This window comes from Lentzea roselyniae (assembly GCF_039537795.1).
Classification (GTDB): domain Bacteria; phylum Actinomycetota; class Actinomycetes; order Mycobacteriales; family Pseudonocardiaceae; genus Lentzea; species Lentzea atacamensis.
The window spans coordinates 85,785-106,492 of record NZ_BAABBE010000009.1 but is presented as its reverse complement, the minus strand read 5'-3'; the positions used below and the strand labels follow the sequence as shown (position 1 = coordinate 106,492).

At 69.9% G+C, this 20,708-nt stretch carries 16 protein-coding genes; 4 read left to right on the top strand and 12 right to left on the bottom strand.

The annotated features are described in order from the left end of the window. Nucleotides 1-2: 2 nt before the first annotated feature. Genes ABFX45_RS17990 through ABFX45_RS17980 form a run of 3 tightly spaced genes read right to left on the bottom strand, consistent with a single transcriptional unit; the run spans nucleotide 3 to nucleotide 2,646 of the window. A complete protein-coding gene (locus ABFX45_RS17990) occupies nucleotides 3-668 on the bottom strand; it encodes an inositol monophosphatase family protein (protein WP_346131217.1) in 666 nt (221 codons plus the stop codon). After that, nucleotides 665-2,035: an MFS transporter gene (locus tag ABFX45_RS17985; protein ID WP_346131215.1), complete on the bottom strand. Its 1,371-nt coding sequence runs from the start codon at nucleotides 2,033-2,035 to the stop codon at nucleotides 665-667. The genes ABFX45_RS17990 and ABFX45_RS17985 overlap by 4 nt, the downstream gene beginning before the upstream one ends. Continuing rightward, nucleotides 2,032-2,646: a sulfotransferase domain-containing protein gene (locus ABFX45_RS17980; RefSeq protein WP_346131213.1), complete on the bottom strand. Its 615-nt coding sequence runs from the start codon at nucleotides 2,644-2,646 to the stop codon at nucleotides 2,032-2,034. Before ABFX45_RS17980 ends, ABFX45_RS17985 begins: the two co-directional genes overlap by 4 nt. 332 nt (nucleotides 2,647-2,978) lie before the next feature. Between ABFX45_RS17980 and ABFX45_RS17975 the strand changes: the two genes are divergently transcribed. Next, nucleotides 2,979-5,780 (top strand): AfsR/SARP family transcriptional regulator, encoded by a 2,802-nt coding sequence (locus ABFX45_RS17975; protein WP_346131211.1) that lies wholly within the window; start codon nucleotides 2,979-2,981, stop codon nucleotides 5,778-5,780. On the opposite strand, the gene ABFX45_RS17970 is transcribed toward ABFX45_RS17975, so the two are convergent. Further along, on the bottom strand, nucleotides 5,774-6,832 hold the full coding sequence (locus ABFX45_RS17970) for a matrixin family metalloprotease (protein ID WP_346131209.1): 1,059 nt from the start codon (nucleotides 6,830-6,832) through the stop codon (nucleotides 5,774-5,776). The two genes, ABFX45_RS17975 and ABFX45_RS17970, sit on opposite strands and share 7 nt — an antisense overlap. A 458-nt stretch (nucleotides 6,833-7,290) precedes the next feature. On the opposite strand from ABFX45_RS17970, the gene ABFX45_RS17965 reads away from it, so the two are divergent. Further along, entirely contained in the window at nucleotides 7,291-8,208 is a 918-nt protein-coding gene (locus tag ABFX45_RS17965) for an SDR family oxidoreductase (RefSeq protein WP_346131207.1), read from the top strand. 498 nt (nucleotides 8,209-8,706) lie between these two features. On the opposite strand, the gene ABFX45_RS17960 is transcribed toward ABFX45_RS17965, so the two are convergent. The 7 genes from ABFX45_RS17960 to ABFX45_RS17930 all read right to left on the bottom strand — a co-directional run bounded on the left by ABFX45_RS17960 (nucleotide 8,707) and on the right by ABFX45_RS17930 (nucleotide 14,591). Next, entirely contained in the window at nucleotides 8,707-10,032 is a 1,326-nt protein-coding gene (locus tag ABFX45_RS17960) for a M14 family metallopeptidase (protein ID WP_346131205.1), read from the bottom strand. Nucleotides 10,033-10,267: 235 nt separating this feature from the next. Then, on the bottom strand, nucleotides 10,268-10,753 hold the full coding sequence (locus tag ABFX45_RS17955) for an LppA family lipoprotein (RefSeq protein ID WP_346131203.1): 486 nt from the start codon (nucleotides 10,751-10,753) through the stop codon (nucleotides 10,268-10,270). Then, entirely contained in the window at nucleotides 10,734-11,402 is a 669-nt protein-coding gene (locus ABFX45_RS17950) for a MerR family transcriptional regulator (RefSeq protein WP_346131201.1), read from the bottom strand. Before ABFX45_RS17950 ends, ABFX45_RS17955 begins: the two co-directional genes overlap by 20 nt. A 48-nt stretch (nucleotides 11,403-11,450) precedes the next feature. Then, the gene (locus ABFX45_RS17945) at nucleotides 11,451-12,068 is read right to left on the bottom strand and encodes a response regulator transcription factor (protein WP_211337452.1); all 618 of its coding nucleotides are present in this window, start codon (nucleotides 12,066-12,068) and stop codon (nucleotides 11,451-11,453) included. Nucleotides 12,069-12,237: 169 nt separating this feature from the next. Then, the gene (gene wecB / locus ABFX45_RS17940) at nucleotides 12,238-13,434 is read right to left on the bottom strand and encodes a non-hydrolyzing UDP-N-acetylglucosamine 2-epimerase (protein WP_346131479.1); all 1,197 of its coding nucleotides are present in this window, start codon (nucleotides 13,432-13,434) and stop codon (nucleotides 12,238-12,240) included. Nucleotides 13,435-13,445: 11 nt separating this feature from the next. Beyond that, nucleotides 13,446-14,042, bottom strand: a complete 597-nt coding sequence (locus ABFX45_RS17935; RefSeq protein WP_109638379.1) for an exosortase/archaeosortase family protein — start codon at nucleotides 14,040-14,042, stop codon at nucleotides 13,446-13,448. Continuing rightward, complete coding sequence (locus ABFX45_RS17930) at nucleotides 14,043-14,591, bottom strand: PASTA domain-containing protein (RefSeq protein ID WP_170155047.1); 549 nt, start codon at nucleotides 14,589-14,591, stop codon at nucleotides 14,043-14,045. Nucleotides 14,592-14,997: 406 nt separating this feature from the next. Here ABFX45_RS17930 and ABFX45_RS17925 point away from each other — a divergent pair, with 406 nt between their 5' ends. Both ABFX45_RS17925 and ABFX45_RS17920 read left to right on the top strand, forming a co-directional pair. After that, nucleotides 14,998-16,434 carry a glycosyltransferase gene (locus ABFX45_RS17925; RefSeq protein WP_346131198.1) on the top strand — a complete coding sequence of 479 codons (1,437 nt, stop codon included), beginning with the start codon at nucleotides 14,998-15,000 and terminating at the stop codon, nucleotides 16,432-16,434. After that, nucleotides 16,431-18,371 carry a hypothetical protein gene (locus ABFX45_RS17920; RefSeq protein ID WP_346131196.1) on the top strand — a complete coding sequence of 647 codons (1,941 nt, stop codon included), beginning with the start codon at nucleotides 16,431-16,433 and terminating at the stop codon, nucleotides 18,369-18,371. The genes ABFX45_RS17925 and ABFX45_RS17920 overlap by 4 nt, the downstream gene beginning before the upstream one ends. Nucleotides 18,372-18,738: 367 nt before the next feature. Here ABFX45_RS17920 and ABFX45_RS17915 read toward each other — a convergent pair whose 3' ends face one another. Next, the gene (locus ABFX45_RS17915; protein ID WP_346131194.1) at nucleotides 18,739-20,649 is read right to left on the bottom strand and encodes a sigma-70 family RNA polymerase sigma factor; all 1,911 of its coding nucleotides are present in this window, start codon (nucleotides 20,647-20,649) and stop codon (nucleotides 18,739-18,741) included. Between the last annotated feature and the right edge of the window lie 59 nt (nucleotides 20,650-20,708).

The following is a 20,708-nucleotide window of genomic DNA, read 5'->3' as shown; positions in this document are numbered from 1 at the left end:
CCTCACGACGAACGTGCGGCGGAGAGTGCTTCCAGCAGCACGGGCGCCAGCTCCGGCCGGCACACCAGCAGATCCGGGATGCACGCGGTGGGTCCGCCGTAGACCAGCGGCGCTCCGTCGATCCGCGACGCATGTGCGCCGGCGGCCTCGGCCACGGCGACAGGTGGGACCTCGACGGTTTTGACACCGGCCGAGCCGAGGGGAACCAGATCGGCGTCCAGCACCGCGGCCAGTGCATCGGCCAAGGGCGGACGGTGACTGCGACTCACCACGACACGGGGCCGAGTCCGCTGCGGGGCAACGGGTAGCGGTGCCGGTGTGAGAGTGCTGTGCGTGCGGCCCGAAGCCAGCGCGACAGCTCCCGCGACAAGAACACCGTTCTCGGCGAGGGCGACGTGCACGGCCCAGTCGTCCCGGCCGACGCGGTACTCGAGGGTGCCGTCGAGGGGATCCACGATCCACGTCCGCGGACCGCGCTCCAGCGCGCCTTCTTCGGACAGCACCGCGTCACCGGGCCGCTGCTCGCGCAAGGCGCCGACGAGCAGGGCGTGCGCCTGCCGGTCGCCCTCGCGGCCCAGCTCCTCGCCACCGAGATCGGTCCGCCGCAACCGCACGAGCAGGTCGCGAGCTTGTTCGGCGAGGTGGTGGGCCAACGCGTGGTCGTTCACCGCCGATCAGCCTCCCGCCGGCGTGGCAGCACGGTCAGCGCGACCACCGCACCGGCAGCGACCACGACCACGCCGACCAGCTCGGTGGAGCGGTAGCTGACGCCGGCCCCGAGCAACGTCATGAACACCGCGATCGCGATCGCCCCGCCGATGTGGCTCATCGACTCGAACAGTGCCGACGCCGCACCGCGGTCTTCTTCCTCCGCGTCGCTGATGCACTCACGGGTGAGCGCGACGTAGACAGGCCCCGACGCCACTCCCCACAGCACCAGCCACGGCAGCAGCGCCGTCGTGCCCGGCGTGGTCGCGATCATCGTCAACGCCAGCGCGCAGGACACCAGTGACATCGTGACGACGACCCGTGCGCTGAACCTCCGCAGCGCCATGGGTGCGAGCAACGCGCTGGGAATCCCACCGAGCAGCAACGGCGTGAGCGCGAGACCCGCACCCGCGGCCGACAGCCCGTGGACCTCCTGCAAACGCAGACTGAGCACCACGATGACCGCCGTGTATCCCACGCAGTAGGCCCCGAAGGCGAGGCAGCTGCCGATCATCCGCCGTGAGCGCACCAGACGCGGCTTCACGAGTGGGTGCCGCACCTTGCGCTCCACCTGCACGAACGCGACCAGCACGATGACCGCCAGGCAGACCACCAGCAGGGCAGGGCCGGTGTGGGTGCCCCTGCCCAGTTCCTCCAGCCCGACGATCAGCACCACGAGTCCGGTGCTGGCCAGCACCGCGCCCCAGAGATCGAGCCTTTCCCGTTCCCCGTCCGGCACCACGTCCGCCGGCAGCAACACCAGCGCGGCCAAGCACGCCACCACGCCGACCGGCACGGTCACCAGGAACACCCAGCGCCATCCGAAGTGGACGGTGATCAGGCCGCCCATCATCGCTCCCGCCAGGCCGGCCGCCCACGAGGCGAAGGCGATCACCGAGAACACCCTGCTGCGCCACGGTTCCTCGCGGAAGATCGAGGCGCCGGTGGCCAGTGCCGCGGGGATCGCGAACGCCGCGGCCACACCCTGCAACGCACGCCCCGCCAGCAACACCGGCAGGTTCGGCGCGATCCCCGCGATCAGGCCGGCGACGGTGCACAGTGCGAGGCTCGCCACCATCATGCGTTTCCGGCCCCACAGGTCACAGGCCCGGCCACCCAGGATGAGGAACGCGCCGATGCTCACCGAGTAAAGGCTGACGACCCACTGCAGCAACCCCGGCCGCAACGAGAACTCGGCGCCGATGGTCGGCAGCGCGGTCGCGACGGCGAGGCTGTCGAACAACACGAGCAGCGAGGCGCTCGCGAGGAGCACGGCGACCGGCCACGCCTTGACGTCACCGGTCGCCTGTCGCTGGTCCGTCGTCACGGGCTCTCCGGCAGGTCGTAGCCGAACTCACGGGCGGTCGTGCGCAGTTCCACGCTCGTGAAGTACCCGGCGAGATCCGGATACATCCACCCCTTCCAGCCGTCGGTCTTGCCCTCGCGGACCATCCGGCCTCCACCAGGCCGGGAGCCGGCCGCCCGCTCCTCGTGTTCACGCATTCTCGTGAACGAGCTCGCGTCCACCGCACGGGTGACGTCCGCCTCGCCGACCTCGACACCGAGACGCCGCACGATGTCGGTGACGACCTCGACCGGCCGCTGCTTGAGGTCCTCGAACCGCAGGACGTCAGCCTGCGGGAAAGCGCCTGCCCAAGCCGTGTAGAAGGCCGCCCAGTCGTCCGCGGGACTCCGGCTGAAGTCACCGGGACCGGAAAGCCACGCCTCGAACGTGTCCGGCACCTGGTCCCAGGGCTCCTCGCCGAATCGCGACCGCCACTGGTAGCTCGCGTAGATCGCGTCCCGCGGGTCGCGCACGAGCAGCCACACACCCCCGAACGCCGCCTCCGAGAACACGACCGGCACGTGGTGGGTCTTGACCAGCCGCGGCCACAGCCGTGCGGGACGCGCCTCGCCGCCGGTGTCCTTGTCGTGCAACGACGCGAAGTGCGTGCGGTGAGGCTTATCCCGGCCTGCGGGGGTCCAAACCGCAGGTGAGACACTCGCTCGTATTCCAATCGGCATGTACGAAATTTCGGCTGTTCGGCGAAAAGTTCAATTGGCAGGTGAACACGTCTGCGCCCGGCCGGAATGCGAGAGGCGCTCGCACTGCGGCTCAATCAGCGCATGACACCGTCCATTTCGGATCCTTTTGATGCTTGACGCTCTCGGCCGTTGCGGGGGAACTCACCAGTGATGCGTTGCCCGAGAACCACGGCTGATCGAGCCGACGGTGCGCTACCTTTACCCGTCTAGGGAAGCGGGGAACGGTGCGGTTCGAGGCGTTGGGCGCCGTCGGCCTGGTGAGGGACGACGGGGAGCGGATCGAGTTGCCGTCACGGAAGCGGCGGCTGGTGCTGGCCCTGCTCCTGTTGCACGCCAACGAGTGGGTGCGGACCGACCGGATCGCCGACGTGCTGTGGGGTGGCGTACCGCCACGTTCCAGCGCCGCCAACGTCAAGACCTACGTCTCGAACCTGCGCCGGCTCGCGGCGGGCGGCGCGGCGCGGATCGTCAACGGCGCCAACGGCTACCGGCTCGGCGTGACGCGGAACGAGTTCGACGTGCTGCTGTTCGAGGATCGGGTCGCGCAGGGGCGTGCTGCCTGGAACGAAGGGCGCATGCGGGACGCAGTGGACGTGTTGCGCGGTGCACTGGACCTGTGGCGCGGTGAGCCGTTCGCGGAGCTGACCGGCGCGGAGGCCGAGGCGGCCCGATCGCGGCTGGGCGACCATCGGCTCGCGGCGCACGAGCACCTGGCGCAGGCGCTGATGTCCTTGCGGCGTCACGACGAGGCCGTGGCCGTCCTGCGGCGGGTCGTGGCGGAGAACCCGTTCATGGAGCACCCGCGCGGTCTGCTGATGACGGCCCTGCACCAGACGGGGCGGTCGGCCGAGGCGCTGGAGATCTACGACGACGCGCGCCGGGTGCTCGACCGGGAACTGGGCTTGCGGCCGGGCGCCGAACTGCGGCGCCTCCAGTCCGCGATCCTCACCCACGACCCCGGCCTGGACCTGGCCCGGACGCCGTCCCGGCCGGGCGTCGCACAGCTCCCTGCCGCGCCCGACGTGTTCGCGGGCCGGGAACGGGAGCTGGACGTGCTGACCGCCGCGGTCGAGTCCAGCGCGCGAGCCGGTGGCACGGTGGTGATCTCGGCCATCCGCGGCGCGGGCGGTATGGGCAAGACGTGGCTCGCCCTGCGCTGGGCGCACCGCAACCTGGATCGCTTCCCGGACGGCCAGCTGTTCGTCGACCTGCGCGGGTTCAGCCCGGACGGTCCGCCGATGGACCCGGCCGTGGCCGTGCGGGGGTTCCTCGACGCGCTCGGGGTCGAAGCCGGCCGCGTTCCGGTCGAACCGCACGCGCAGGCCGCGCTGTTCCGCAGCCTGGTGTCGCACAAGCGGCTGCTGGTGGTGCTCGACAACGCCGCCGACACCGCGCAGGTCGTGCCGCTGCTGCCGGGCGGTGACGCGTGCACCGTGCTCGTCACCAGCCGCGACCGGATGCCCGGCCTGATCACGGGGCACGGCGCGCAGCACCTCGCTCTGGACCCGCTGAGCCACGCCGAAGCCCGTGCCCTGCTCACCGGCAGGCTCGGAGCGGAGCGGGTCGCGGCGGAGGAAGCCGCCATCGAGGACCTCGTGCGGCTGTGCGGCGGGTATCCCCTGGCGTTGAGCATCATCGCCGCCCGTGCCCGGCTCGAGCCTGGGACACCGCTCGCCGCCATCGCCGCCGAGGTGCGCGACAGCGGGCTCGACGCGCTGGACGAGGGTGACCCGGCGGCCAGCCTGCCCGCCGTGCTCTCGTGGTCGTACCGGGCGCTCACCGCCGAGCAGGCCACGGTGTTCGGACTGCTCGGCCAGGCGCCGGGGCCGGACATCGGACCGGGTGCGGCAGTCGCGCTCACCGGTCTGTCCCGGACCCGGACCGAGCAGGTGCTGGACGCCCTCGAGGACGCCTCGCTGATCAGCCGCGAGGCCGGCGGCCGCTACCGCATGCACGACCTGATCCGCCGCTACGCCGCCGACACCGCGCGCGGTTCGCGGGAAGCGGCGGAGGCGCATCGCCGGGTCGTGGACCACTACCTGCACACCACGTACGCCACCGTCGCGCTGCTGGACCCGCATCGCCCGGCCGTCCCGCTGGCTCTCGCCGCACCGGGCGCCGCCGTGGCACCACTGCCCGACCTCACGGCCGCCCTGAGCTGGCTGGACGAGGAACACGAGTGCCTGCTCGCCGCCCAGCGGGTCGCCGCCGACGAGCACGATCACCGGACCGCGTGGCTGTTCGCCTGGTCGCTGTTCACCTACCACAACCGGCGCGGGCACCGGCACGACCAGCTCACCGCGTGCCGCGCGGGCCTGGCCGCCACCGGACACCTGAACGACCCCGCGGCACAGCTTCTCGCGAACCGGCTCGTCGGCGACGCGCACAGCGACCTGGGGCAGCGCGACGAGGCGGTCGAGCACCTGCACCGCGCCCTGGACCTGGCGGTACGGCTCGGCGACCACGCCGAGGCCGCCCACACCCATCGAACGCTCGCGTGGTCGTGGGAGCAGTGGGGCGACCATCAGCGGGCACATGACCACGCGGTGGAGGCTCTGGCCGCGTATCGGAAGGCCGGCCACGCGGTCGGCGAGGCGCTCGCACTCAACGCGGTCGGGTGGTGTTCGGCACTGCTCGGCAACTACGAGCGGGCGCGCGAGCACTGCTCCGCCGCGCTCGAACGGTTCCGTCACAACGGCAGTCGTACCGGTGAGGCCGACACCCTGGACAGCCTGGGGTTCATCGACCACCACAGCGGGCGGTACTCCGACGCCGTCCAGCACTACGAGCAGGCCCTGTCCGTGCTGCGCGACATCGCCAACACGTACGAGGAGGCCAACACCCTGAACAACCTCGGTCACCCGCTCACCGCGCTCGGCCACCTCGACCGCGCTCGCGCGGTGTGGTCCACGGCGTGGGAGCTGTACCGGTCGCAGGACCGCGAGCAGGAGGCCGACGAGGTGCGCCAACGGCTGGATGCCCTCGACGCGCGGGGCGTCGAGGGCATCCGTTCGCCGGCTCAGTAGTAGGTCTCCAGCAGGGTGAAGTCGTTGGCGTTCGGATACCGCTGCGACGTCCTCGAGTAGTACATGCAGCTGGCCGTCGACGTGTTGTGGTCAAGGCCGAGCACGTGCCCGATCTCGTGGCACGCCGTGTTCCAGCGCTGAGCTTCCGTGCCGCCGTAGGACTCGTTCAGCGCGATGTACGCGCCCGTGGTGTAGGTCTGCGCGGCGTTCAGGGTGCGTTTCGTCATGCCGACCACCCCGTCCCACTCGCCGGTCTTGCCGTACGCGGCGTTGTAGACGATCACGCAGTGCACCGTGCTGCTGGGGCAGCCCGCGCTGAACGTGCGGTAGTGAGAGTCGATGCCCGACGTCTCGTTCCACTTCGTCACCGCACGCCCGACCGGCCACAGGCTGTTGGAGCGGTCGCGGAAGTACATCTGCGGCCGCGCCCACCCGTTGTAGGACCACCGGGAGAAACAAGTCGTGCCGGTCGGCCACGTGCGCGCCGTTCCGTAGGAGCAGGCCGCGACCTGCGCGGACACGTCACCCGCCCCGTTCACCAGCGCGACCCCCTGCACGCCGTTCGCGGTCAGCTTCCGCGCCAGGTCGGCCGGACGGACGCCCTCGGCGGGCGTGTACGTCGTCTGCGTGACCGTCCCGTCCGCGTTCCGCTGGGTCGACATCACCGAAGCCGTGACCTGCTCCGACTCGCCGGGCGCCGCCCCCGCCGTCCCGACACCGAGCCCGATCGGCACCACTGCGCCGATCACGACCACCAGGGCCGCAAGTCTGTTGCGCATCGTTGTCTCCTCCCCTGTCCGCAGGCACCTGAACCGTTCGCGGCGCCCCACCCCTCGTCCGGGGCGCCGCTGGTGCCCGGCAGGCAGGAGCTTCCGGCGCTGCGGTACACGGGCGGTACACGCTGCGGAGCACGCCGGGTGAGCCCTCAGCCGTTGCTGCAGGTTCTGCCGCTCGTCCTCGGTCAGCAGGTAGCCGGCGAGCAGGGCGCGCAGGGCCTCGATGAGGTCGTCGGGGCTGGGAGGGGAGTCCGGTGTCGCGAGATGCTGCAGCATGAAGCCTCGCCCTGCCGGCGGCGGGGCGAGTGGGTGCGCACAGCAGAAGGTCTGTCCGATGTGGACTATCAGCGGTACTTCGACTCGATCTCGATCTGTACGACCCGGCCGAATGGGCTGCCAACGCCCCCGCGCGAAAGTCGTCTTCGCAGCGTGGCACGTAGGACCGTTGCGCCACAACCCATCCGCAGAGCCGGCGGCCAGGCGCTCGGCGTACAGCGCCACCTTCCACCGGGTCACGTCCAGCGCCTCCCGCAACTCGGCCATTTGCTGGGTCACCCCGGTTTCGCGCGAATGTCCAGAAGGGACATCGCGGAGGATCGGCCGGTCAGCTCGCCGCCTCGCCGATGGCGAGGGTCGTCTTCGGAGCCGGCTGTCATGGATTCCGGTGCAGTTGTTTGACTTCGAGTCGGCTCTAGCTCCTACCGTCGAAGGCGACCCACAAGAAAGGAAGGCGAATGACGACGACGTGGTTCATCACCGGCACCTCCTCCGGTCTCGGCCGGCTGCTCACCGAGAAGGCGCTCGCGCGGGGTGACAGGGTCGCCGCGACGCTGCGGCGTCCGGAAGTGCTCGACGACCTGCGAAGCGACCGGCTCTGGGTGACACGGCTCGACGTCACCGACACCGGCCAGGTCCGACGTGTCGTGGACGAGGCCTTCGCAGCCCTCGGCACCATCGACGTGATCGTGAACAACGCCGGGTTCGGGGTCTTCGCCGCGGTCGAGGAAGCAACCGACGAGCAGATCCGGCAGGTGATCGACACCAACCTGCTGGGGTCGATCCACGTGATCCGGGCCGCACTGCCGCACCTGCGTGCGCAGGGACACGGCCGCATCCTGCAGGTGTCCACCGCGGGCGGGCAGACGACGTACCCGAACTTCAGCTACTACCACGCGTCGAAGTGGGGCATCGAAGGTCTCTGTGAGACGGTCGCCCGCGAGATCGAGCCGTTCGGCATCGGGCTGACCATCGTGGAACCCGGTGCGGCGCCGACCGGGTTCGGTGACTCGCTGGCCACCGCGCCGATCATGCCCGAGTACGACGCGGGACCGGCCGGCGACACCCGACGGGCCCTCGCGGACGGCACCTTCCCTCTGGTCAACGACCCGGAGAAGATCGCGGACGCGATGATCGACCTCGTCGACCGCGGCGCAACCCCGTTGCGGCTGCCACTGGGCCTCGACACGTACCAGGACGTGCGGACGTCCCTCGTCGCCCGCCTCGCCGAACACGACGCCCACCGCGAGGCCGCCCTGTCCGTCGTCCGCGACGACCTCAGAGTCAGCCGGTCGGCCGACGCCGTGACCATGGACGCCGATCTCGTCCGACTCGACGCGAAGCACCCAACGCTCCAAGTTCGCTCGATCAGCTAGTGGCGCGACCCGGAACATTGCCGGGCCACGCCACTGGACCTTCGGCGAGCCGCCGCAACCGAAGCCGTTACATACTCCCCTTCCTTCGCCTGTTGATCATGAAAATGACGATCAACCCAAGATCGTTCAGAGCGCACGAACAAGCCCGCTGACCTGGGCTTTCTCCCGGAGTCAGCGGGCTGATTCAGTCCGCTGAGACGACAGGATTTGAACCTGCGATCCGCGACCCCCGAGATACGGGTTCATGACCGTCTGACCTACAGAACAAGATCTACCGCGCAGTTCATGCACTTGATGCACGGTCAAGCACGTTCGCTGACGGCGCTCCTGGAATGCATGGCGAGGGTGCGGAGCAGGTTCGGCGTGTGCGGTCTGGGTTCGCTCGGATGATCCTCTTGATCGGGTGGCGAGGTCGGAGGATGCCGCCGAGGAAGGTCGTGGCGACCGTGTCAGGGCCCCGCTGGCCAAGACGCCCGGCTCCTGCACTCTCCGGCTCGCTCAAGGCCCGCCGTCCATGCCCCGCCGGTAGCGCATGAACCGCTGAGCGAGGTCGGTCGCGGCCACGTTGCCGACGCCGGCCGCGGCCGCCGCCACCAGCATGGGCTGCACCGGAACGGCGGGAGTCGGTGCCGGGGTGGGGGTGGGTGTTGCCTGCGGTGGGCCGAGGAAAATCTCGCGGATCACGCCGGCCTCGGCCTCGAGTTCGGCCGCCCGGTCGGGGTCGTTGACTGCCGAGTTGGAGCGGTACTGCTCGCCCACCTCGACGGTGATCACGGTCATGCCCTGGGACGGGCCCCACTGGCCGAGCGACCGGCCCTTGGCGTTCTCCCGCTTGATCTGCTCGGCGGACTTCTTCGGGTCTTGGCCGGGATACAGGCTGCTCCACGCCGTGCCGCGCTTGTTGCCGGCTACGTGGACCCCGCGTTTTTCCGCCTCCTTGGCCATGGCGATGGCGAGTGCGTCGGAGTCCTGCGCGAGTTGCCTGTTGCGCACCGACGGGTGCGGGTCGGCGAAGATCCCCGCCTGGGTGAAGTTCTTGACAGCGTGGATAGACACCAGCCGGGACGGCTTGAACGCGTTGATCAGCCCCAACAGGGCGAGGTTCGACGGTTCGATCAGCCGGCCTTTCGCGTCCACCGGTCGGTCCAGGTCCAGATCCTTGCCCAGATCGGGGAACTGCCGATTGGGATCCTCCTGGCCGGCCGAGGACCGGCCGATGTCGCCTGCCTTGTCGCGAAGCTGCTGGTACTTGCCCACCGCAATGCCGGACTGTTTCCTGGCCAGCTCCGCTTCCCAGGCAGCGCGGCTGTCGACGTTGCCCGGGAACAACTTCGGCACGATCACCACGGTGAAGTAGGGCTTGGTGGTCATGAGCTGCTTGAGCAGGCGCTCGGCCACCTCCACGCCGGACTGCTCCGAGCCGTGCACACCGGCCACCACCATCGCCACCTCGGTGATCTGGCCGGGGAACACGTGGGCCTGCACCGGATTGCCGGAACTGTCCACCCCGACCTGCACGCCGGCCATCAGCTGAAGTTGCACCAAAGCGCCCATCGGCCACGGCAGGCCCGTCAACCAGCGAAGCATGCTGAGCGCCTGTGCCGCGTCCGCCGAGGCGTGCGCCTGCTGGGCCGCAGTGGCCACTTTCGCCGGATCGAGCTTGGGCGCCCGCTGCGCCGACAGCGGGCCCGCAGCCTGGTGGACGGCCCCGAGCGCGGCGTTGCCGGCAGCGCGGCTGACATGGAGCCAGGCGTTGGGCGGCGCCGCCCGATGGAGCCGGTCCCCGACCACCTGGGCCGAGCCGTGGTCGACAGCCCTGGTCATTGCCCGTCCTCCAGAATCCACGCACGAAATCCCATGGTCGCAGGCCGACCTGGACGAGCGCAGCGCCGAGACGGGCAGCGTCCGCTGCCTGTTCGGGCAGGCACCGGACTCGATTCGAGGAGTACAGACCGAGTCCCGTGAGTTCATTCCGGGGACAATCACTCCTCTTGCGACATCAGGAAGGCGGAACCGAGCGGCGCGGTAGGCGCTCACGGCTGACCACAGATGTCGGCACTCACGACTTTCGCGATGGCGCTCCCCGCTTGTGTACCTCTGCCTTCAAATGGCAGCCGGTCCGGACGTCCGGCGGGGTGTTAACTGCGGTTCCGAAGCTGATCTGCGCGCCATCAGGCTTCTTGTAGACGACTTCGTGGTCACTCGGCCGGTTGACGATGACGGCCGGCTGCTTGCCGAAGCCATAGCCTTCGGCAACCTCACCGACGATCGCCTCCGCGCGGGACCACTGGTCGTCTGGCAGGTTGCCCTTTGAACTCCACCGAGGCAGGTGACGGATGTCGACGTCACCTGTGAGCCCGGGGAACTCGCTGCCACACCCAGAGGCACCGCCCTCGCTGACCTGTTCCCAGGTTCGTCCCAGCTCAGCGGTAAGTCGCTCCCCGACCTTGGCCGACATCTCCTCGTAGGTCGCGACCACCTGCTCAATGTCCGGCCGCTGCACATGTCGCGCCGGCACGATCTCGTCACGGTCGAGGAGGAACACCACTGACGTCCACAGCGGGGGACGCTCCCCCGACCGGCCAGTCGCGACGACGAACGGACTCGACCTCGTAAGCAAGCCAACGGAGCGCTCTCAACGCCGTGTTCCCGAGTACCGTGCCGATGACGACCGCCTCCGAAACACAATCGGTCTCGGATACCGCGGCCAGGTGCTTGAGATCGCTTCTGGCGATCGTCTCGCACGCACGGGCGTACTCGTACAGGGAGTCGCTGACGCCCTGGTGGCCGAGATCGCGAGCGGCGGCGAAGACGCCGGCCAACGTGCCAAGCGCCGCGTGGTCGGCGATGCCGTGCCAGCCGAGGTCAGCCAGCAGTGCCCTGGCGGCCGTGAATGCCTCGTGGTCCACATCCCACCTGACGTCGGCCACACCGTTCTGAACCGTCTCCATCAGCACGTCGGCATGGGGCACCGGCACGTCGACCGCCAGGACGATCTCCCGGACGGTGGCGATGGGCAAGCCACCGAGATCGGTCAGGACACGCACCAGGCGCAGTCTCTGGAGATGACCGTGGTCGTAGCGCGCCTGGTTGGACCCAGTGCGCTCGCCAGGGGGCATCAGCCGCTCGCGCAGGTAGTACTTGATCGTCGGTATCGGCACGCCACTGCACGCGCTCAGTTCAGCGATTCGCACCTCGTCTTCCTCGCTCTCACTCGCGCGACCCGTGACGTCGACGCGGACCTACGTCCGCGGCGACGGGATCCCCTCGTGGACCAGGTCCGACTGAAGCGCATTGACCACGACCTGAATGCGGTCGCGGGCACCGAGCTTCTTGGCGATGTTGCGGACGTGCGTCTTCACCGTCTCGCTCGACACGAACAACCGCCTCGCGATCTCCCGGTTGTCCAGGCCGCGACAGACCAACTGCAGCACTTCGCTCTCCCGAGGCGACATCGCCGGTGTGTCGTCCACCGCGGCCTGCAGCCGCAACTCGGGAGCGACGAAGCGGTCGTCCGCGCCCACGTGACGCAGGGCATCGGCGACCACAACCCGCCCAGAAGCCCAGGACACCACAGCGGAGGCACCCGCGCGCATCGCCGTTCTCGCCCGCAGTCGCCCTAGTCGTGTCGGCGGCAGGACCACGACGACCGATCGGCCTGTGCCTGCGACCAGGCGGACCGTGTGGAACGCGGAATCGAGCGTGTCGTCCACCACGACCACAGCCGGGTCGCTGCGGCGTATCTCGGCGAACAGGTCGGTCGCCGCGCCGCAGATGCCCGCGACGGCCACACCTGGCAAGTGGTCGATCACCCTTGCCATACCTTCAGCGAGCAACGGCACCGCGCATGCGATGAGCACGCGGTCCAGTGTGCGTCCGCGGGGCGCGCTGACCGCCGCGTTCCTCTGACCACCTGTCATCAAGCCACCTCCCAGTGTGGATTACGTGGACAGCACATCCGATGCGCGAGAGACCCCGGCATGACGGAACAATCACCCGAAAGTGCGACCGCGAATCGGCCGTGCGGTGTCAGGCGGTCCGCACGTGCCTGTCGAACGGCTCGAACCGCTCCGGCACGCTCTCCGTGAGCCCGATCAGGGCGGCGAGGGCGTGTTCGGCGCGCGCACTGGCCAGTCCGTCCCCGAAAGGGTTGCCTGACGCGGTCATCCGCGTTCGCGTCGCGGGGTCCGCCAGCAACCTGCGCGCCGTGGACAGGATGCGGGTCTCGTCGGTGCCCACCAGCTGGGCGCAGCCCGCGTCGACCGCCTCCTGTCGCTCGGTGACCTCCCGCAGCACCAGCACCGGCACCCCGAACGACGGTGCCTCTTCCTGAATGCCGCCCGAGTCGGACAGCACGAGCGTGCACGCTGTGAGCAGTCGGGCCAGGTCGGGGTAGTCGAGCGGCTCAGTCACCGTGACCCTCGGGTAGTTCCCCAGTGCCTGCCACACCTGCGCGCTCACCGAGGGGTTGGGGTGCGCGGGAAGCACGACTTCGACATCGTCGTGCTCCCGGACGATGGCGCGGACGCTGCGCAGGACGGCGGCCATCGGCTCGCCCCACGACTCGCGCCGGTGCACGGTGACCAGCAACAGCCTCCTGTTCCCGGACAACGCGCGTGCCTCCACCGCGTCGAGTTCGCGCTGGCTGAAGGGTTCACGGCGGCGAGCGATCATGCGCACCGCGTCGACCACGGTGTTTCCGGTCACGAGCACTCGTTCCAGCTCGACGCCCTCGCGGCGGAGGTTGTCCGCCGCCCGTCCGGTCGGCGCGAGGTGCAGGCGGGAGAGGGTGCCGACCAGACGGCGGTTGGCCTCCTCTGGGAACGGCGAATCCAGGTCGTGTGAGCGCAGTCCGGCTTCCAGGTGCACCACAGGCACTCGCCGCCAGAACGCGGCGCACGCGCCCGCGACCGTCGAGGAGGTATCGCCCTGCACCACGACCGCGGCCGGCGGGCGCCGCGCCCACAGGGCATCGAGTTGGGGCAGGAGCTGGGCGTAGAGCTCGGCCTGTCCGCCGTCATGCCGATCGAGCCGCAGCGTGACGTCGGCCTCGATGCCGAACGCGGCAAGGGCTTGATGAACCATCGTGGGGTGCTGGCCGGTCGCCACCACGACCGGCCGCATGCGGCCCGCCGCAGCCAGTTCCAGCGCCACCGGAGCGATCTTGATGGCCTCCGGCCGCGTCCCGGCGACCAGATGCACCTCGGGAACGGAGTTCGACGACATGATGTTCAGGCTCACGTTGGGACCGTTTCTCTCGGCGGAACAGGAACACGTCGGCCTCCGGAAAGGAGGAGTTTGAAGAGGACGACGACCGACAGCGTGGCCATCACCACGATGAACACCGCGCCGCCGACGTTGTGCACGAAGAAGAAGGCGCCCTCACGGCCATACCGACCGCCGACTACGGCGATCACCGATGTGCGCACGACGTTGGCGAGGAAGGACACGCACACCGCGGCCAACACCGCCCAGAGCACCCCGGCCGGGTTGAACCGGCTGATCAATGCCATCGGAGAGGAAGCGAGCAGCAGCAGGGCCACCAGCACGCCGACACTGCACCCGCCCGAGACCACGAAGCCCAGCACGGGGCTGGCCCCGTCACCGAACAGGTACACGGTCTGCCGGGCGAAGTCGGTGGCGGCTCCGGCAGGCACGAACAGGCCCACCACTGGGGTGGCGGCCATCGCCTCAACCGACCGGAACCATTCGAGGTTGGCGAAAACCAGCGCTGAGGCGGCCACGAGCACCACCCCCGCGAGCATTCGCAAGATCCGTTCCGGCCAGGGCGTCGGATGCGGCGCCTGGGATGCCAGGCTGTCCGGCTCGGTCATTCACCCAACCCCTTTCGACACGACGATCCGCACCGGCTCGCCCTGCATGACCGGGCCGTCGGGCGACACGTCGATCACCGTGCCGGAGGCGATCTCGGACACCACTCGCTCGGTGCTGACCACGAATCCGAGCGCGCGCAGCGTGGTTTCCGCCTCGGACGTCCGACGACCGACGTAGCTGTTCTTCCGCACCTCGATGCGCACCGGCTGCGCCGCGACACCCAGTTCGACCACGCCGCCCGGACGCAGCCCGGCCCCGACGGGTGGCCGCTGGGAGGCCACCTCTCCCGAACGGAAGCCGGCGGGACTGGTGATCGTCTCGGCGACCTGGAGCCCCAGCCGTTCGAGCGTGGCCCTGGCAACGACCGGATCCTGTCCGCGCATCTCGGGAACGGACACCAGCGCGGGTCGCACGAACACGCGATCGACACCGGTCACCAACAGTCCGGCCACCGCCGCGACGACCACCAGCGCGACGACCTGGATGCCCCATCGCCGCCGGTCGGACGCACCGAGTCGCACGGGACCGGCCGATGCCTCAGCGCGCATCGTCCGCGCCATGTACACGGCGCGACCGCAACAACAGCACACCGAGTACGAGCAGTGCCAAGCCGATCAACACAGCGAACAGCATCGGAAAACCCGTGGAGGCGAGCACTCCGGCAGCTGCTGTCCCCGTACCGGTCATGACTCCGGTGTTCCCGTACATGTGGCCACCCCTGTCTGCTGAGGGCCGGTCACCTCGGACCGGCCACGACTCACCCCCCATCGATGCGTCATCCCGCGTGCCATGACGCGGAACGCGGAATCGGCTACTCCCCTGGGCGGCCGGCTCCCCCTGAGGAGGGGTCGGCCCTGTGACCGGCCGGCCCAGCGATTGCTGCCGATCGCGTCATCCGGGCTCGCGTGCCGCATCGACCCAGCACTGTCCACTGGACGAAAAGGAGTCATCACGGTGCTCTCCGACATCGCGAGCGGGGTGTTCTTCGGGGCGACGCTGCTCACGATCGCGATCGGTCTCACGTACTTCCTGGCCTGCGCGGGCGCCGGCCTGCTGGAGATGCGTGCCGCGGCGAAGGCAGGACCGGACTCAGCGGCTGTGGCCCGGCGCGATCCCGACCAAGAGTGGGTGTATTTCCTGGTTCCCGCCCTCAACGAGAGCCTCGTGATCGAGCAGACGGTGCGCGCACTGCGGCGGACGCCGAACTCGACCATCGTGGTGATCGACGACGGCAGCGACGACGGCACCGGCGACATCGCCCGGCAAGCCGGTGGCGATCGCGTGATCCTCGTGCGCCGAACACCGCCCAACGCCCGGCAAGGCAAGGGCGAGGCGTTGAACCACGGCTTCGAGGCCGTTCTGGCGGACGTCGCCGCGCGCGGGCTGGACCCGCAGCTCGTCTTCGTGTGCGTGATGGACGCCGACGGCAGGTTGTCCGTGAACGCCTGGTCCTACGTCCTGCCCCTCTTCGACGACCCGAAGGTGGGCGGCGTGCAGCTCGCCGTGAAGATCCGCAACCCGCACAAGCTGATCACGCGTGTCCAGGACTTCGAGTTCTGGGGCCTGTCCGCGGTGTCCCAGTTCGGCCGGCGGCGCAGCCGGACCGTGAGCCTAGGCGGCAACGGTCAGTTCAGCAGGCTGCGCGCGCTGATCGACCTGAGCCGCGATCCGTGGTCGCAGTCGCTGACCGAGGACCTGGACCTCGCGATCACGCTGCTCGGCGCGGGCTGGGACCTCGACTCGACCACCATGGCCTGGGTGGACCAGCAAGGCGTCACCGAGTACGCCAGGCTCATCAAGCAGCGCACGCGCTGGTTCCAGGGGCACATGACGGCGGGCAAACGACTGCCGGAGATCTGGCGGAACCACCGGTTGTCGAACACGGCCGTGCTCGAGGTGACGCTGTATCTGGCGATTCCGTGGATCATCGTGCTGCCGTGGTCGTTGCTCTTCCACATCGGGCTGGCCGTGTCCGTCACCCAGGTGATGGCCGACCCGAACGCCATCTTCGGCACGTCCACGATGTCCCACGTCCTCATCGGATTCGTGTTGTACGTGGCATCGTTCCTGCCCTGTCTCGTGTCGGGTTACCTGTACTTCCGGCGCGAGCGGCACTACGGCTTCTGGCGCTCCCTGCTGCTCGGGCACGTGCTGATCGTCTGGAACTACGTCGCCTTCATCGCCTGCTGGCAGGCGCTCGGGCGGATGCTGCAGGGCCGGACCGGCTGGGACAAGACGGCTCGATCGGCCGAGGACACCGCGGCGGAAGTCCCGGCCTCGACCGACGCCCGCGCCACGCGGCCCACCCGTCATCCCTCGCTGCGAGGACGAGCTGCCCGCCTCGGCGCCGCTCTGCCACCGCGCACGGCCGAGGACTCGATGCGCCCGTGATCACCGCACTGTTGGCGGTTCTCACTTCCGCGATGTTGCTGACGTCGTCGTGGCTGATCCCGAGGGCGCTTTTCCGCTCGGCCACCGATCGGCTCACCGCGACGGTCTCGCTGGCTCTGTTCCAGCCCAGCCTGCTGGTGCTCGTTCTCGGTCATCTGGGAGCTCTGCGTCCGGGTCCGCTCGCCGCCGCCGGCATCACGCTCGGCACGGCAGGTGCGGTCTGGGCGGCGCGCCGTGACCCCGCGGGCCGCGCCGCGCTTCCCGACGAGGAGCGGTGGGGGGCGAGCCGGGGACGACGTGCCGCGCTGCCCGCGCTGGTTCTGCTCACCGCACTCGTCGCAGCGCAGTACCTTTGGCGCGCCGTGCTGTCGGCCAGGGTCGGCGGCCACGACTTCGACGGCAACGCGTTCCGGCTGGTGTCAGTGGACACCTGGGTCTCCACCGGGTCGCTGTCGGAGACGGAGCTGCCGATCTGGTCCTCGGTCTCACCCCAGCACACCGAGCTCCTCACCGCCTTTCCCTCCGTGTTCCTCGCCCACACGCAGCTCGCCTGGGCAACGCAGTTCGGCTACGTGCTGCTCGCCTGCTGCGCGCTGGCCGGACTCGGCGTCCGCGCCGGGTTGACCACTGTTCGTGCCGCTCTCGCCGCTCTCCTGTTCGCGGCGATCCCGGTCGTGTTTCTCCAGGCAGGCACGACCTATCCGGACGTGGCCTCGGCGGCGGGGCTACTGGTCACCTGGCAGTTCCTGCTGGCCGCCGACGACGTCGGGACCGGACGGCAACGAGGCGACCGGGCCCACGTCACGTGGTACCTGTTCCTGGCGGGGACAGGCCTCGCGGTGTTGCTGGGCACCCGGTTTTCCAACGTCGTGCCCGTCGTGCTGGCTTTGGTCGTGGCGGCCTACGTCGCATGGCAGGCACGGCACCTGCCTGGCAGCTCGAAACGCACGCACCGGCTGCGCTCTTCCTGGCGGTGGCCGGCAGCGGCCGCGGCGGCGTCAGGGCTCCCCCTGCTGGTCGGCGCCAGCTGGTATCTGGCCAACATCGTCCGCCACGGCAACCCGGTTCATCCACTGCGCGCGCCTTTGGTGGGTGGGAGCCTCGATCCTGCAGCGACCCTGATCGCCCCCAACGAACCGGTCGAGATCGCGGAGCGGCCGGACCTGGTCAGCCGGCTGGCGGCGAGCTGGACCTACGACCTGCTGCCCCACGAGTACGTCTACGACCAGCGGTTGGGCGGGTTCGGTCCGCAGTGGCTGGTTCTCCTCGCAGGAATGCTGCTGGGCACGCTGGCCTTGCTCGCCTTTCGCCGCCGGTGGACGGTTTTGCTGGTGGTGCCGACCACCTTGGTCTTCTTCACCAGCGCCGCCCCCTGGTGGAGCCGGTACACCCTGTTCCTGGCGGCGCTGGCCTGCCTGGGCACCCTGCTCGCCGTGCAGTGGTTGGCACGGCGAGCCGAGACGGCTGTGACGCTCGCGCTGATCGCACTGAGCGGGCTGGGCATGTGGTGGGCCACCAGCCCGTCACCGATCACCCTCGCCGACGGTCAACGCGCTTCCCTCGATCGAGCGTGGGAGCTGGTGCTGTCCGACGCCGAACGACGACGATGGGGAATCCAGCCGTGGTCGGAGTACACGATGCTGCGCGGGCTGCCGCCGAACGCCGGCGTCGCCGTACCGGACGCGACCACGGCGCGCTTTCCGCATGTGTGGATCGGCGAGCGGCTGGACCGCCGCCTCGTGGTGGTGTCCTACCTCGGAGACCTGGACCGGTGGGTGGCGGACGTACGGGCCACCGGCGCCGGCTGGGTGGCCGTGGACGCGAAGGCGGGCGGTGCGCAGCCCGCCCTGCTCTCGGAGATCACCGCGGTGCCAGACCGGTTCGAGCTCGTCGAGGGCTCGGGAGACATCCGGCTCTACCGCCTGCGGGACAGCTGACGCCGCGGCAAGAAGGCCTCGTCCGCCATCGGCCGCTCCATGCTGACCGTCATCTGGCACCCGCGGTCCGGCCTGCGCATTCAGCCGCCTGACCGGAACGCCCCACGAACCCGCCTGACTCTGCCGCTGCGCCGGGTGCTGCCACCTGTTCCCAGGTCACCACGACATTTCGGACCAGTGTGCCGCGCCCGAAGTTCGCCGACGAGGTCGTCTCGTTCCGGCTTCCTCGACCGCACGAAATCAGGCGCAGGACACTACCGGCCACGGCCGGACGGCCCACACACAACACCGGGTATGCGGACCGTTCGCCGCACCGCCGGAAACCACCTCGGGCGCGACTCTCATCGAACGGGACTTCGACACAGCCCTACCGCGGTCGAACGGTCGTCTCCGCGCGCAGGTCGTTCGCGGTGGCCACGACCGAGATCGAACGTGAGTCGGCTGGAGAACCGGGGGTGACGATGCGAAGTGCGACCTCCGCTGTCTGCCCCGGACGCAGGGAGAACTCGCACGACGCGGAGAAGAGCGGCAGCGGAAGTCCCTCACAGCCAGGCCCGCTCATCCACACCAGATCGAGCCCGGAAGCGGTGTGCGCCAACCGCACCCGCACAGGTTCCGGTCCGTCGTACCGCACCCTCACCACGACGACCTGCACGACGCCGTGCTGCTCCACGACAGAAGCCGTCAGAGTGAGCCGCGGATCAACTGCGGGCGTCGTCCTGACGTCCAGGACGGCACTGGTGCTCATCGCCGCCGATGCGACCACGGCGGCGAGGCTGCCGTCGCGAGCGTTGCCGGCGGCGCGCAGGTGCAGTTCGAGGATCGTGGTGGAGCCCGCCGCCAACTCGGCGGTGGACCGGCACGTCATCGCCCCATCGCGGGGCTCACAGGTCAGGATGGCGTCCCCGTCGCGCGTCCGGACGGCGTCCACGAAGAGTCCGGTCGGCGGGTCGAGCACCAGGGTCCACGACGAGATCGGCACGGTGCCGTCGTTGCCCACTCGCAGTCGCGCGGCCGTGGCCGCGCCGCCTGCAGCCAGGCCGACAGCGGGCTCGGTGAAGGACGCGGTGAGCCGGTGCTCCACCGGGAGGGCGGGGGGAGCGGGCTGGGTGATGGACGTGGTGGCGGGCGCCGGTACGGCCTCGGGGCGGGCGGCCGGACTGGCGGCGGCGGCGCCCTGCTCGGCGGGAGCGGTCATCGGTCTGGTGACCGCAGGCGGCGCCGAGGAGCGAGACGCGGCCGGCGCGTTGGACGGCTGTTCGCTCACCGGCGTCTCGTAGACCCGCTCCGCACGCGCTGGTTGAGCAGGGTTCGTCTCGCCGTCAGGCGGTATCAGCACGAGTCCCGCGATCACCGCCGACATGCTCGTGCCGGCCAGCGCCAGCTGGCCCAGCTTGCCCGTCAGCCCCTTCGCCGCTGTCGTGGCGGTCACCGGGGTGAACTGCGAGGCGGCATGGGCGACGGGGACAGACAGCGCCTTCGCGTAGACGGCAGCGGCACCGCCGAGCACGACAGGCAGCAGGACGGCACGCAACGAGCCGTTCAGCTCCGCGAGCTCATCGGCCAGGTCGCGGCACCGTCCACATCGGGCCATGTGCGCCTCCACGCAGGCCCGGTCCGTGGCGGGAGCCTTCGCGCGGACCCACGCGGCGAGCAGCTGGACGACCTCCCGACAACCGTCGCCCACCAATGGAAGATGCACGGCGAGGTATTCCTGGCGCAGCCTTTCGCGGGCCCGGTACGCCAGTGCGGAGACGGCGTTGGGTGTGAGCCCGAGCAGTGGGGCGACCTGCGCCGCCGGCTGCCCCTCCACCTCGGTGTGCCAGAGCACGACCTGCCAGCGCTCCGGCAGTCGCTGGAAAGCGCGAGCCACGGTCGAGCGCTCCTCGTCGCGTATGACTGCGGCAGCGGGCAGGTCGTCACCGGTCTGGCCGGACTCCCGGTACTCCCCCACGAACTCGACGCTGCGGTCTCGCCGGAGCTGCATGTACGCGCAGTTCCGCACGGCCACCAGCAGGTAGGCCCGGAACGCCTCGGTCGGTCCCTTGCCCTCCCGCAGCTTCGCCAGCACCTGGGCGAATGCCTCCGCGACCAGGTCGTCCGCATCGATCCCGGTGCCGCCGAGCTGGAGAGCCATCCGGCGAGCAGCGCTCGCGTGACGCTCGAACAACACGCCGTACGCCTGGCCGGCGCCGGACCGCACCGCCTCGAGAAGCTCGAGGTCGCTCGTCGAGGAATACTCCTCGACGTCCTGCACCGCGCTCAACCCGTTGCCCATGCAGAAGGCTCCTCTCCGACATCCCAGAGATGTGCGGTCGCAGGGCCGATGACGCAACC